At 65.2% G+C, this 11,656-nt stretch carries 14 protein-coding genes; all 14 read right to left on the bottom strand.

Translation table 11 applies throughout. The features are described 5' to 3' along the window. Positions 1-48: 48 nt before the first annotated feature. The 14 genes from hprK to GE073_RS07945 all read right to left on the bottom strand — a co-directional run bounded on the left by hprK (position 49) and on the right by GE073_RS07945 (position 11,524). Positions 49-963: an HPr(Ser) kinase/phosphatase gene (gene hprK, locus GE073_RS08010; protein WP_028598153.1), complete on the bottom strand. Its 915-nt coding sequence runs from the start codon at positions 961-963 to the stop codon at positions 49-51. A 2-nt stretch (positions 964-965) separates the two neighbouring features. Beyond that, positions 966-1,481 (bottom strand): GNAT family N-acetyltransferase, encoded by a 516-nt coding sequence (locus GE073_RS08005; RefSeq protein ID WP_153783197.1) that lies wholly within the window; start codon positions 1,479-1,481, stop codon positions 966-968. A gap of 154 nt (positions 1,482-1,635) precedes the next feature. Beyond that, positions 1,636-2,133, bottom strand: a complete 498-nt coding sequence (locus tag GE073_RS08000; RefSeq protein ID WP_028598155.1) for a hypothetical protein — start codon at positions 2,131-2,133, stop codon at positions 1,636-1,638. A gap of 46 nt (positions 2,134-2,179) precedes the next feature. Beyond that, entirely contained in the window at positions 2,180-3,109 is a 930-nt protein-coding gene (locus GE073_RS07995; protein ID WP_084136890.1) for a 5'-3' exonuclease, read from the bottom strand. Between the two features lie 3 nt (positions 3,110-3,112). Then, positions 3,113-4,321 carry an aminotransferase class I/II-fold pyridoxal phosphate-dependent enzyme gene (locus GE073_RS07990; RefSeq protein WP_153783196.1) on the bottom strand — a complete coding sequence of 403 codons (1,209 nt, stop codon included), beginning with the start codon at positions 4,319-4,321 and terminating at the stop codon, positions 3,113-3,115. Beyond that, entirely contained in the window at positions 4,314-4,688 is a 375-nt protein-coding gene (locus tag GE073_RS07985) for an arsenate reductase family protein (protein WP_028598158.1), read from the bottom strand. Before GE073_RS07985 ends, GE073_RS07990 begins: the two co-directional genes overlap by 8 nt. A 28-nt stretch (positions 4,689-4,716) precedes the next feature. Continuing rightward, positions 4,717-5,718: an RluA family pseudouridine synthase gene (locus GE073_RS07980; protein WP_228551361.1), complete on the bottom strand. Its 1,002-nt coding sequence runs from the start codon at positions 5,716-5,718 to the stop codon at positions 4,717-4,719. Further along, entirely contained in the window at positions 5,705-6,277 is a 573-nt protein-coding gene (locus tag GE073_RS07975; protein WP_028598160.1) for a cob(I)yrinic acid a,c-diamide adenosyltransferase, read from the bottom strand. The genes GE073_RS07980 and GE073_RS07975 overlap by 14 nt, the downstream gene beginning before the upstream one ends. Before the next feature lie 1,517 nt (positions 6,278-7,794). Then, the gene (locus GE073_RS07970) at positions 7,795-8,025 is read right to left on the bottom strand and encodes an aspartyl-phosphate phosphatase Spo0E family protein (RefSeq protein WP_084137438.1); all 231 of its coding nucleotides are present in this window, start codon (positions 8,023-8,025) and stop codon (positions 7,795-7,797) included. Positions 8,026-8,176: 151 nt separating this feature from the next. Further along, complete coding sequence (locus GE073_RS07965) at positions 8,177-9,391, bottom strand: aminotransferase class I/II-fold pyridoxal phosphate-dependent enzyme (RefSeq protein ID WP_028599882.1); 1,215 nt, start codon at positions 9,389-9,391, stop codon at positions 8,177-8,179. Positions 9,392-9,406: 15 nt separating this feature from the next. Continuing rightward, complete coding sequence (locus GE073_RS07960) at positions 9,407-9,898, bottom strand: Lrp/AsnC family transcriptional regulator (RefSeq protein WP_028599883.1); 492 nt, start codon at positions 9,896-9,898, stop codon at positions 9,407-9,409. A gap of 204 nt (positions 9,899-10,102) precedes the next feature. After that, complete coding sequence (locus tag GE073_RS07955) at positions 10,103-10,480, bottom strand: spore coat protein (protein ID WP_028599884.1); 378 nt, start codon at positions 10,478-10,480, stop codon at positions 10,103-10,105. A gap of 28 nt (positions 10,481-10,508) precedes the next feature. After that, complete coding sequence (locus GE073_RS07950; RefSeq protein ID WP_028599885.1) at positions 10,509-10,733, bottom strand: hypothetical protein; 225 nt, start codon at positions 10,731-10,733, stop codon at positions 10,509-10,511. A gap of 101 nt (positions 10,734-10,834) precedes the next feature. Next, positions 10,835-11,524 (bottom strand): hypothetical protein, encoded by a 690-nt coding sequence (locus GE073_RS07945; RefSeq protein WP_153783194.1) that lies wholly within the window; start codon positions 11,522-11,524, stop codon positions 10,835-10,837. Positions 11,525-11,656 lie beyond the last annotated feature (132 nt).

The following is an 11,656-nucleotide window of genomic DNA, read 5'->3' as shown; positions in this document are numbered from 1 at the left end:
ACAGGCTTGGTGAAAAGGGGAAAGCGAAGGATGGACGAAGGAAGAGCGCTATCCTTCCTGCAGCCGGCTCATGAACTCCTCGACCGCGCTGTAGCCTTGCTGCTGCAAGTACCAGTTGTTGGCGGCGGCCTCGACGAGGCTCGCCACGTCCCGGCCCGGCTGCAGCTGGATCTGGATATGAGGGATGCGCACGCCCATGTAGTCGGTGTACCGCTCCTCGACCTCCAGCTCGTTGTTGAGCTCGTTGTCGCGCCACTTGGTCAGCTCGATGTCGAGCGCGATGCGCGTCTCCTCCTGGAACGCCTTGCGGCCGTACAGCCGCACGACGTTGATGAGGCCGATGCTGCGCAGCGCCAGGAACTCCTTGGTCTTGCCGTTATGCGTCCCCAGCAGCGTGCGCGGGCTCAGCTTCTTGAGCACGATCACGTCGTCGGCGACGAGCCGATGCCCGCGGCGGATGAGCGAATGCGCCGTCTCGCTCTTGCCCGCACCGGACGAGCCGCGCAGCAGGATGCCGATGCCGGACACGTTGACGCATACTCCGTGGATCGCGATCCGCTCTGCCAGCTCCTTGACGAGGAAGGCATCCATCACGGCGATGAATTCCGTCGTCGGCAGCGGCGTGCGCAGCAGCGGAATGCCCTCCTCCTCGCAGTAGCGCATCAAGTACTTGAGCCCGTCCTCCTGCTGGCCCGACGTGACGATGAAGCAGGGCGGGTGGTACTTGACGATATTGCCGATGTGGAGGTTGCGCTCCAGCTCGGTCAGCTTGTGCAGGTAGGTGATCTCCTTGATGCCGAGCACCTGCACCCTTTCCATCGGAAAATAATCGAAATAACCGACGAACTCAAGTCCCGGACGATGGCCGCCGGGCTTGGTCACCTGACGATCGAGCCGCTCCTCGGCCGCCAGCACCTCGAGCTTGAAATGCTCGGCCAGCGCGCGGACCGTCACCGCTCCCATGCTCATGTCCCGTCCTCCTTTGCGGCAGCCCCGTCCCGTCCGGCGGGCGGATCGAGGGGCTGCTTGCCGATGATGCGTTCATATACGGCGAATTGCCGTTCTTCCTCGTAGCCCTCGGATTCGTACAGGCTGCGCGCCGCCGCGTTGCCATAGGCGGTCGACAGCTGGATGTACGCCGCGCCGGTCTCCATGCCGAGCCGCTCGGCCTCCCGCAGCAGCCTGCGGGCGACGCCTCGGCCTCTCCAGGCCGGATCGACGAACAGATCGTTGAGGATCCAGGCCCGCTTCAGCGAGATCGAGGAGAAGACCGGATAAAGCTGCATGAAGCCGACGGCAGCGCCGTCCGCCAAAGCGGCGAACACGGCCGACTCGCCGCGCCGGAGCCTGTCGTCGAGAAAGGCTTCGGCCAGCGCGAGCTCCGTCTCCTGATCGGGATGGCCGTAAAACACCCGGTACCGGTGGAACAGAGGCGCAAGCTCCTTCGCCTGACCGGCGCCCGCCCTCGTGATTTCGATCATGGATGATTCCTCCTGCCGTTTTCCCCACTGTACTTTAAGCTCCCTTGGAAGCTCCATGGACAATCCGGCGAAAAGGATGGACGGCGGCGCGGCCATTACCTCTAGGCCCCTGCCCGATCCGCAGTCTGAACGCAGACGCCGCTCGCCGGCAAGCTCAGCCCTCGGGGCGGAAGCCTTCCTCGCGCAGGTATTCCTCCGCCTCGTCAAACGACTCGAACGCCATCTCCAGGTTGAGGCCGGCGTACAGATACCACAGGTCGTCCTCGCTGCGCAGCTCGAGCGCGTTGCCGTCGCCGTCGAGCCAGCGGCTTTTGGCCATCCGGCGGCGGCGCGCCGCGCGGCTCTGCCCCGGCTCGGCCGCCGGTCCGGACGGCGGGCGGGAAAGCGAGGCGATCGAGGCCGCCGTCAGCCGCCGCAGCTCGTCTTCGTCCAGGTCGCGGATGCTGACGTAGCCCTTCTCATCCGTTTCGTACCCGTCCAGCAGCGCCGCATAAACATATCCTCCGCCATTGGGATGCAGCCGGAAGACGACGTTTTTCTTCTCATGCAGGCTGCCCTCGAACTGGAAGTTGACGCGTCCCATCGACACGTCGCTGCGCGTCAGCTCGGGAAAGCTCTTGAACAGCTCTAGCTTTTCTTCAAACGATAACATAGGATCCTCCGTATCGGTCGCGTCGCCGCGTTAGTGGCTGGCCGGGTCAGCCGATCAGGCTCATCAGGCTGCGGAACTCGAGCTCCTCGAACTTGCGCTCGACCGCGTGGCGGTCGACCGCCCAGCAGCATTCGTGCATCGCCAGCAGCACCGGCGCCTCGCAGTGGATCGTCGCCAAGCGGCGGGACAGATGCAGCATGTCGAGATCGGCCTCGATCTTGGTCCGCACCGACGCCGACAGCGAGCCGAGATTGGCCAGGATGCCGTCGATCGAGCCGTGCTCCTGCACGAGCTTCAGCGCCGTCTTCTCGCCGATGCCCTTGACGCCGGGATAGTTGTCGCTCGCGTCGCCCATCAGCCCCTTGACGTCGATGATCTGCGGCGGCGTCAGTCCGCGCTCCTCCATGAGGCTTTCCGGCGTGTACACCATGTAGTTGCCGTGGCCCTTCTTCATGATGATGACGGAGACGCGCTCGTCGACGAGCTGCAGCAGGTCATGGTCGCCGGTCAGCACGAGCACCTCGTGCTCCCGGCCATGCAGCCGCGCCAGCGTGCCGATGCAGTCGTCCGCCTCGTAGCCCGGCGCGCCGATGTTCGGCACGCCGAAGCTCGCGACGACCTCCTTGACGAGGTCGAACTGCGGGATCAGGTCGTCCGGCGCGTCCGGACGGTTCGCCTTGTACAGGGTGAACTCCTGCGTGCGGAACGTGCTGCTCCCGAGATCCCAGCAGACGGCCACATGCGTCGGCTCGAAGCGCCGCACCGCGTCCATGAAGTAGCGGACGAAGCCGTGCACCGCGTTCACTGGCAGCCCGAAGCTCGTGCGCCGCACGCTGCCGCCGTAAGCGGTCGCGAAGTAGGCGCGGAACAGGATCGCCATCCCGTCCACGAGCAGCAGCCGCGAGCGCTCCGGCAGCTCCGCCTCTCCCGCCGCCTCCGGCCGCGGCTTGTCCTCGTTCCATGTAAACAGATCCATCTCTCAGCCTCCCTCTTGCAAATAGTCCGGCAGCCAGCGCGCGATGCGCGCCGCCGCCTCGATCAGCCGCGCCTCGTCCTCGACGAGCGCGATCCGCACATAGCCCTCGCCTTCGCCGCCGAACGCGTCGCCCGGCACGACGGCGACGCCCGTCTCGGCGAGCAGCCGCTCGGCGAAGCGGCGGCTGCTCGTCCGCGCGCCATCGGCCGGCTGCGGCACGGCCGCCCACAGGAACATCGTCGCCTCCGGCGGCTCGACCGGCCAGCCCGCCTCGCCGAGCGCGCGCACGAGCGCGTCCCGGCGGCTTTCATAGATATGGCGGAAGCCGGAGTAGCCCGGCTCCATCGCTTCGTCCAGCGCCTCCGCGGCCGCCCGCTGCACGGCGCCGAACACGCCGTAGTCGATGTTCGCCTTCAGGCGGCGCAGCGCTCCGACCGCTTCCCGGCTGCCCGCGAGGAAGCCGAGCCGGCAGCCGGCCATGTGGAAGCTTTTGGACATGGAGTGGAACTCGACCGCCACGTCGAGCGCGCCGGGCACCGACAGCGCGCTGATCGGCCGATAGCCCCCGTAGCCCATCTCCGAGTACGCCAGATCATGCACGAGCACGACGCCGTGGCGGCGGCACTTGGCGACGAGCGCCTCCAGCAGCTCACGGCTCGACGCCGCGCCGATCGGGTTGCCGGGCAGTCCGAGCAGGACGAAGCGCGCCCGCTCCCACGCCTCGTCCGGCACGAGGTCCGGATCGGGCAGGAAGCCGTTGCCGGCCTTCAGCGGCAGCAGGATCGGCTCCGCGCCGGCCAGCGCCAGCGAGGCCGCATAGACCGGATACCCCGGATCGGGCACGATCGCGGCGTCGCCTGGCTCGCACAGCGCCAGCGCCAGATGCGCGAGGCCGTCCTGCGAGCCCATGAGCGCAAGCAGCTCCTCGTCCGGATCGAGCTCGACGCCGAACCGATGCCGCATCCACTCAGCCGCCTTGCGGCGGAAAAGCTCGCTCCCATGCGAGGACGGATAGCGGTAGGAGGCCGGATCGAGCGCCGCCTCGCTCAGCGCCCGCATGACCCGCTCGCTTGGAGGAAGGTCCGGGCTGCCGATGCTCAGGTCGATGACGTCGATTCCGGACGCCTCCGCGCGGCTGCGCCACGAAGCGACCTCCGCGAACACGGAGGAGCCGAGGCGGCCGAGCTTGGCCGCTCCGACCGGCTTACTCATGATGCCAGACCGCCTTGTAGTCGTCCGGCTTGTAGCCGACGGTGGCGCGGCTGCCGTCCGTGACGATCGGCCGCTTGAGCAGCATGCCGTTCGAGGCGAGCAGCTCCAGCTGCTCGCGCTCGCTCATGCCGGCCAGCTTGTCCTTCAGGCCGAGCTCCTTGTACACCTCGCCGGAGGTGTTGAAAAACTTCTTCAGCGGCAGGCCGCTGCGCTTCACCAGCTCGGCGAGCTCGTCCGCCGTCGGCGGCTGCTCGCGGATCGGCAGCCGCTCGAGCTCCCGGCCCGCCTGCTCCAGATCCTTGACCGCCAGCCGGCAGGTGCCGCATTTGCTGTATTCATAGATGGTCAATTTCTTCTTGTCGCCCATAAGTTCGATTCACGCCTTTCGTCGTTCGTCAGCCCGTCAAGTCGGCAGCAAGCAGCTCCCGCTCCAGCGCCTGCAGCTCCGGCGGGAGCGGAGCCTCGAAGCTCAGCTCCCGCCCCGTCATCGGATGCACGAAGCTCAGCTCCGCCGCATGCAGCGCCTGCCGGCCGGCCGCCTCCTCCCAAGAGCCGTCTCCGCCGCCGTCCGCGGCCGGTCCGTACATCCGGTCGCCGATCAGCGGGCAGCCGATCCAGCCCAGATGGACGCGGATCTGGTGGGTACGGCCGGTTTCCAGCCGCAGCCGCAGCTTGCAGGCCCGTCCACCGCCATAGGTCCGCTCCGTCTCGTAACGCGTCGCCGAGGCATAGCCCGCCGGCGTGACGATGCGATAATGCGGCGCGGCCGGATCGCGGTCGATCGGCGCGTCGATCCGGCCGCGCGCGATCGCCGGGCTTCCGTACGCGTAAGCGACATAGCCCTTGCGGATGCGGCCGTCGCCATGCTGCTCGGACAGCTGCTGGTGCACATACGGATTTTTGGCGATCAGCACGAGTCCGGACGTATCCTCGTCGAGCCGATGCACCGGTCGGAAGCGCACGTTCTCTCCGCGCTGCTGCCAGTGATGGACGGCCGCGTTGGCGAGCGTGCCCGTATAATGCCCATGCGTCGGATGCACGACCATGCCGGCCGGCTTGGAGGCGAGCAGCAGCCAGTCGTCCTCGTAGACGATCTCCAGCGGCAGCGGCTGAGCCAGGATGTCCTCGGAGCGCTCCTGCTCCATGCGGATCTCGCAGACGTCGCCGGCCGCGACAGGATCGCCGGAGTAGGCCCGCGCGCCGTTGATCATGAGCCCTTTTTCCGTCAGCTTGAGGCGGGAGAGCAGCTTGCGCGAGACGCCGAGGCGGCGCTCCAGCAGCTTGGACAGGCGCCAGCCATGCTCGGCCTCGCCGGCGACGACGGCGATCGGCTCGTAATAGCCGTGCGGGGGGACAGACCCCTGCACGTAGCGCGGATCGGTCCTAGCGGTCGCCACGAAACACGTCCGCTCCCCGCGCATATTCCGCATCCGGCTGTCCGGCGCGGAAGTTGGCCGCTCTCGCAGCCGCGAAATAGTAGTCCGAGAGGCGGTTCAAGTAAGCTTGCACCGGCGGATGGACCGCCCTCTCGCCAGCCAGCGTCACGACTCGCCGCTCCGCCCTCCGGCAGACGGTGCGGCATACATGCAGCGCCGCCGCGAGCGGCGTTCCGCCCGGCAGGACGAAGCGCCGCAGCGGCGGGCACTCGCCGTCCAGCTCGTCGATCCACCGCTCCAGCCGCGTGGCCATCTCCTCGTTCGTCTTGAGCTGCTCCGGCCGCGGAGCGGCATAGCTCAGATCGGAGCCGCAGTCGAACAGCTCGTGCTGGATCTCCTCCAGCATGTCCGCCAGCCGCCGCATGGCGGGCTCGGCGAGCGCCGCCGCGCGGGCGGCTCCCGTGAAGGCGTTCAATTCGTCGATCGTTCCGTACGCCTCCACCTGGGCGTCGTCCTTGCCGACGCGGCCGCCGATCAGCGACGTCGATCCGTCGTCGCCGGTTCTCGTATACAGCTTCATCCGATCGTCCCTTTCTTCTCTTGTCGATAGGCACCATTATACCATACCGCAGCCCTCCGCCGATTCCCCTCCTCCTACCGCCGCATCAAAAAAACGGGACCGGATTGCCCGGCATGGAACGGCAATGGCTTTGGACCGAACCGCTTCGCGTGACGGTGAGGCCCAGGCCCAGGACCGCACCGCTTCGCGTGACGGGGACTCGTTCCGATCTCCCTGGAGCCCAGATTCCTTCGATTCCATTCCCCAGCAGGGGTGGAATCCAGCCTCCAAGGGAACCGCTGCCGCTTCTCCACGAGCTCCCCGCCCCGCTTCGCTTCTGGTCCCTGCATGATGCGCCGCTTCGCTGTCAGCTCAGCCGAGCCGTCGCTTCGCAGTCGGATAACGAATCCAAGGAGATTGCAGGCCAGGAACGACACAACCTGGTCGATTTGAATTGAAGTGTGATGATATCCCACACGCCAATGGAAACGAGACGAATTTACGCTCCCAAGGGCGTGGACTCGTCTTTTTTAATTGTGAACGTGCATGCTCGCTGCTTGGCCGCGCAACCGCTCTCGTTCCACCTTACCCACGCCAGAGTTGCTCGGTTTTTCCGCGTAACTCCTCTTGTTCCACCTTACCCGTACCAGAGTTACTCGGTTTTTCCGCGCAACTCCTCTCGTTCCACCGTCCACATGTCAGAGTTACTCGGTTTTTCCGCGTAACTCCTCTTGTTCCACCGTACCCGTACCAGAGTTACTCGGTTTTTCCGCGTAATTCCTCCTGCATGTCCTTCAAGTAACCTTCAACTCGATTTTTTCGACTTATGCCTTCACCCTGCAGCCTTGTCCAAGTGGCGGTACCAGCTAGCCAGCTAGCTGGAGCAGTCCCTTCGCTGTGTTGGCCTGCTATCCTGCTTGCTGGATCAGCCTGCTTGCTCGCTCCCTATGTACGGTCGAGATGGATCGAACCGTACTCAGCACTGTCGTCTCCCAGGTATGCGGGAGACGGCCTCCTCCCCCCAAAAAAGGGGGAGGAGGAGAGCGGCGACAAGGCAAAGCGGAGCGAGACGATGCCTTTCGGAGAAGCGGCAGCGGTCCTCTTGGAAGACGGATGGCCTCCGCCTAAGAGGTCAAAAAATCAGGGCATCCGGCTTCCAGTGGAATCGGAGAAAGGCTCGGCTCGCGCAGCGGGCTTCTTGTCCATTGGACTTCCCGGCTCCTGCCGAGAAAGGCTCGACTCGCGCAGCGGGCTCCTTGTCCATTGGACTTCCCGGCTCCCGCCGAGAAAGGCTCGGCTCGCGCAGCGGGCTTCTTGTCCATTGGACTTCCCGGCTCCTGCCGAGAAAGGCTCGGCTCGCGCAGCGGGCTTCTTGTCCATTGGACTTCCCGGCTCCCGCCGCGCAGCGGGCTTCTTGCCCCACTGATCCGGCTCGTTCCGGAGAAGAAAAGCATTGAAAAAAGCTTCCGGCCCGTTTCCGCCCGAAGGGGCGGGAAAACGGTCCGAAAGCCTTGTGCGCGCATCTGCCCGGATCGAGCTCAGCTCGGCCGGCAATGCAGGAACTCATTGATCTTGACGTCGAGCTTCTGGCTGATCGCGAGAAGATGCTCCGACTGGAAGCCGATCCCTTGCTCGTAGGTCTGCTCCATCTCGCGGCGCAACGCATCGATCTCGTCCGCAAGATCTCGCATCGTAGGGGTCCAGCTGCCGGGCGGCAATGGCTTCAGGCGTGCCTGGGACCATGCTCCGGTATCCGTTCCTGTCGTCATCCGGCATCCCTCCCGTTAAAACTCGGCTGCAGCCGCGTTCCAAACTTGCTCTTGCAGGAAATAACTATCAAATAATGGCAATCTAGTCAGCTTATTATAGCAAAGCTTGCCGTTATTGCCTACAAGAAAAGACGATTCACCATGAATAACGTTATGTTTTCAAGGTTTGAACGAACGCGCCAATGCGTTCGATCGCCTCCGTCAGCTGGGCGACGCTCGTCGCGTACGAGCAGCGCAGATGTCCCTCGCCGCCGAGGCCGAACACGTTGCCCGGCACGGCGGCGACGCCATGCTCCTGCACGAGCCGCTCGGCGAACGCCTCGGATGTGAGTCCGGTCGAGGCGATCGACGGGAACGCGTAGAACGCGCCTTGCGGCTCATGGCAGTCGAGGCCGATCTCGCGCAGCCCGCTGACGACGAGCCGGCGGCGCTGGTTGTACGACTCCATCATGCGGAGCATCTCGTCCATGCCGTTCGTCAGCGCCTCGTACGCCGCTACCTGCGCCATGTTGGAGGCGCACATGACCGTATACTGATGGATCTTGAGCATCGCGCCGATCAGCTCGTGATGGCCGCAGGCGTAGCCGATGCGCCAGCCGGTCATGGCGAACGCCTTGGAGAAGCCGCTGACGAGGATCGTCCGATCCTTCATGCCCGGCATCGAGGCGAAGCTCACATGGCGGCTGCCGTACGTCAGCTCGGCGTAGATCTCGTCGGAGATGACGATCAGGTCGCGCTCCTCCACCAGCTTGGCGATCGGCAGCCAGTCCTCGTAGGTCATGATGCCGCCGGTCGGATTGCTCGGATAGCTGAGCACGAGCACCTTGGAGCGCGGCGTGAGCGCGGCGCGCAGCGACTCGGCCTTGAGCTTGAAGGCGTCGCGGGCGAACGTCTCGATGCCGACGGAGACGCCGCCGGAGAGCGCCGTGATCGGCGAATACGAGATGTAGCTCGGCTCCGGGATCAGGATCTCGTCTCCGGGGCTGATGAGCGCGCGCAGCGCCAGGTCGATCGCCTCGCTGCCGCCGACCGTCACGAGAATCTCGCGGCCCGGGTCGTAGTCGAGGCCGAAGCCGTCGCTCAAATACTGTCCGATCGCGCCGCGCAGCTCCGGCGTGCCGGCGTTGGACGTGTACTGCGTCTTGCCCGCCTCAAGCGCCGCCACGCAAGCGTCGCGCACATGCCAGGGCGTGACGAAGTCGGGCTCGCCGACGCCGAGCGTGATGACATCCTTGCGGCTGCTCGCCAGATCGAAGAAGCGGCGGATGCCGGAAGGCTTGATCGCTCTCGCCTGCGGCGAGAGGTAGTCCGCCATGCTGCGGACGGCCGTGCGTTCGGGGCTAACGGATTCCTTGGATACGCTCATCTCGGACCACCCTCGTCACGGCGTGACCAGCAGCCGCTGATCGCCTTCGTTTTCTTCGAAAATGATGCCGTCCTGCTTGTATTTCTTGAGGATGAAAAACGTCTTGGTCGAAAGCACCGAGTCGATCGTCGACAGCTTGCTCGAGACGAACGAGGCGACGTCGTTGAGCGTCCGGCCCTCGACCTCGACGAGCAGGTCGTAGGCGCCCGACATCAGGTACACCGTCTTGACCTCCGGGTACAGGTAAATGCGCTCGGCGATGCCCTCGAAGCCGCGTCCGCGCTCCGGCGTGATCTGCACTTCGATCAGGGCGGTCACTTTCTGGTCGTCCACTTTGCTCCAGTTGATGACGGGCGCGTATTTGACGATGACGTGCTCCTGTTCCATCTCCGCGATCGCCTGCTCCACCTCGTTCAGCGGTTGTCCAAGCATCGTCGCGATCAGCTGCGGGCTCCTGCGAGCGTCTTCCTTGAGCAGCTCGAGCACCTTGAGTTTCCTATCATCCATCGTCGTTTTTAACTCCCTTCCTGAAGCGGTATGATGAACATTTTACAACGTGAACAAGTCGTTTGGAAAGGAAAAAGGGAATCGTCCCCCTCTTTCCGCAAAAAGCGCCGGCGGCATAGATCCAGTATTTTCCAGAAAGCTCCGCAGGGCCGGCAAAGCAAAAAAGGCCGGATAGAGGCATCCGGCCTTTTTCGCGTTGCTCGATCAGCTGTAGGCAGGAGCGCCCTGCTGCTGGGCCTGCTGCATGAACGGAGCGGCCTGGCCGGCCATCCGCTGCTGGATGAACTGCTGCGTCTGCTGCTGCGTCTGCTGGTACGTCTGCAGCTGCTTCTGGATGTCCTGGCGCAGCGCCGGCGAGGACGTGTCGTACATGTTAGCCGCCTGCATCGCGTTGTACAGCTCGCCCTGCATCTGCAGGGTGCTGTTCGTCAGGTCGGTGAACAGCTTGCGGATTTCCGGACAGGTCGACTCCGTGGCGGCCGTCGCGTATTCGCGGACGACGCGCTTCAGGTCGGCGAGCACCGTGTACGCCCAGTCGGCGTCGGGCAGCTTCGGCTGCTGCATCTGGTTCTGCTGGTTCATCGTCAAGACCTCCCTGGTGAGATTCGGCTCAGTTCGTCTGCGGACTCGTCGGCGCCAGCTGCTGATGCTGCTGGAGCGTGCTCAGCAGCATCGCGTAGTTTTGCTGATGCGCGGACGCCATGCCGCTCAGCACCTGGCTGACGCCCGGCACGCTGATGCTCGTCGCGGCGCAGGCGCATTGCTTGGCGAGCAGGTCTTCATTGGACATGGAATCGGCGATGTATTCCATTTCCTTTCCGGTAATCGGCTGCATCGGATACCTCCATCGGTGAACAGGATGAGTTGCCCTGCCATAGAATGCCCTCCGCCGCGCGAGTTATGTATGCGGAGCGGACTGCAAGCCCCTCCGCGCCCTTACAGGAACACAGCCCGCAGCGCCGAGACCGGCAGCAGCAGCCTGCCTCCGTCCGCTTCCGTGACCGGAACGAAGCCGTCCCGGACCGGGCCGAGCACGCCCGCCACATCCGGCAGGAAGCCCCGGCAGAGCACCGTCATCTCGCCCTCCAGCCGCTCCAGCTGCTGCTCGAAATGACGGGAGAGGCCGAGCGAGAGCGGGCGGATCGGAAACTGCTCCGGCTCCAGCCGGTACGGGGCCAGCCCCGCCGGATACGGCGAGAGCGCCTGCACATGCTGCAGCGGCAGCAGCACCGCCCCGTGCAGCGGCGTGCAGAACAGCGCGAAATCGTTCATCACGCCGGCGAGATAGCCGTGCAGCGCCTGCCGGGCGGACAGCCTCACCTCGGCGAATGTCCCCTTCGCCTCCAGCAGCATCGCCCGATAGCCCGTCGGCAGCGCCTCCGCTCCGTCCCCGTCGTCGTCTGGCTTCCCTCCGTTCGCCTGCGCCGACGGAACCTCGCCGCTCGCCCTGCTGCCTCCGGCCGGGACGGCCGACTCCGCCGCAAACGCTCCCTTGAACCCCTTCACTTGATGCAGGGGGATGTAGATCCGCCTGCCGCGCAGCGGGTCGTCCGCGACAAGCAGATCCCTGCGCCTCGCCCGCACGAGCGCTTCGATCGCACCATCCTCCAGCTGCACCGTCGTCAACCCGTTCCCTTCCAGCTCGATCCCCTCCCGCAGCGGGGCGTTGCCTCTGCCTTCGCCGCCGCCTTCCGCTCTGCTCTATCCTATGCGGCCTGTCTGCCACCCGCATGGGGACTCGCCGGGCTGTCCCGCCCG

The organism is Paenibacillus sp. B01 (assembly GCF_009649995.1).
Lineage (GTDB): Bacteria > Bacillota > Bacilli > Paenibacillales > Paenibacillaceae > Paenibacillus_O > Paenibacillus_O pasadenensis.
This window is presented reverse-complemented; position numbering and strand designations above follow the sequence as displayed.

Excerpts from the sequence above, each read along its gene's own strand:
- GE073_RS07970 (WP_084137438.1), bottom strand. The coding sequence starts at position 8,025 with ATGACGACAGGAACGGATACCGGAGCATGGTCCCAGGCACGCCTGAAG.
- GE073_RS07965 (WP_028599882.1), bottom strand. The coding sequence starts at position 9,391 with ATGAGCGTATCCAAGGAATCCGTTAGCCCCGAACGCACGGCCGTCCGC.
- GE073_RS07975 (WP_028598160.1), bottom strand. The coding sequence starts at position 6,277 with ATGAAGCTGTATACGAGAACCGGCGACGACGGATCGACGTCGCTGATC.
- GE073_RS08005 (WP_153783197.1), bottom strand. The coding sequence starts at position 1,481 with ATGATCGAAATCACGAGGGCGGGCGCCGGTCAGGCGAAGGAGCTTGCG.
- GE073_RS07990 (WP_153783196.1), bottom strand. The coding sequence starts at position 4,321 with ATGAGTAAGCCGGTCGGAGCGGCCAAGCTCGGCCGCCTCGGCTCCTCC.
- GE073_RS07995 (WP_084136890.1), bottom strand. The coding sequence starts at position 3,109 with ATGGATCTGTTTACATGGAACGAGGACAAGCCGCGGCCGGAGGCGGCG.
- GE073_RS07985 (WP_028598158.1), bottom strand. The coding sequence starts at position 4,688 with ATGGGCGACAAGAAGAAATTGACCATCTATGAATACAGCAAATGCGGC.
- GE073_RS07955 (WP_028599884.1), bottom strand. The coding sequence starts at position 10,480 with ATGAACCAGCAGAACCAGATGCAGCAGCCGAAGCTGCCCGACGCCGAC.
- hprK (WP_028598153.1), bottom strand. The coding sequence starts at position 963 with ATGGGAGCGGTGACGGTCCGCGCGCTGGCCGAGCATTTCAAGCTCGAG.
- GE073_RS07950 (WP_028599885.1), bottom strand. The coding sequence starts at position 10,733 with ATGCAGCCGATTACCGGAAAGGAAATGGAATACATCGCCGATTCCATG.
- GE073_RS07960 (WP_028599883.1), bottom strand. The coding sequence starts at position 9,898 with ATGGATGATAGGAAACTCAAGGTGCTCGAGCTGCTCAAGGAAGACGCT.
- GE073_RS08000 (WP_028598155.1), bottom strand. The coding sequence starts at position 2,133 with ATGTTATCGTTTGAAGAAAAGCTAGAGCTGTTCAAGAGCTTTCCCGAG.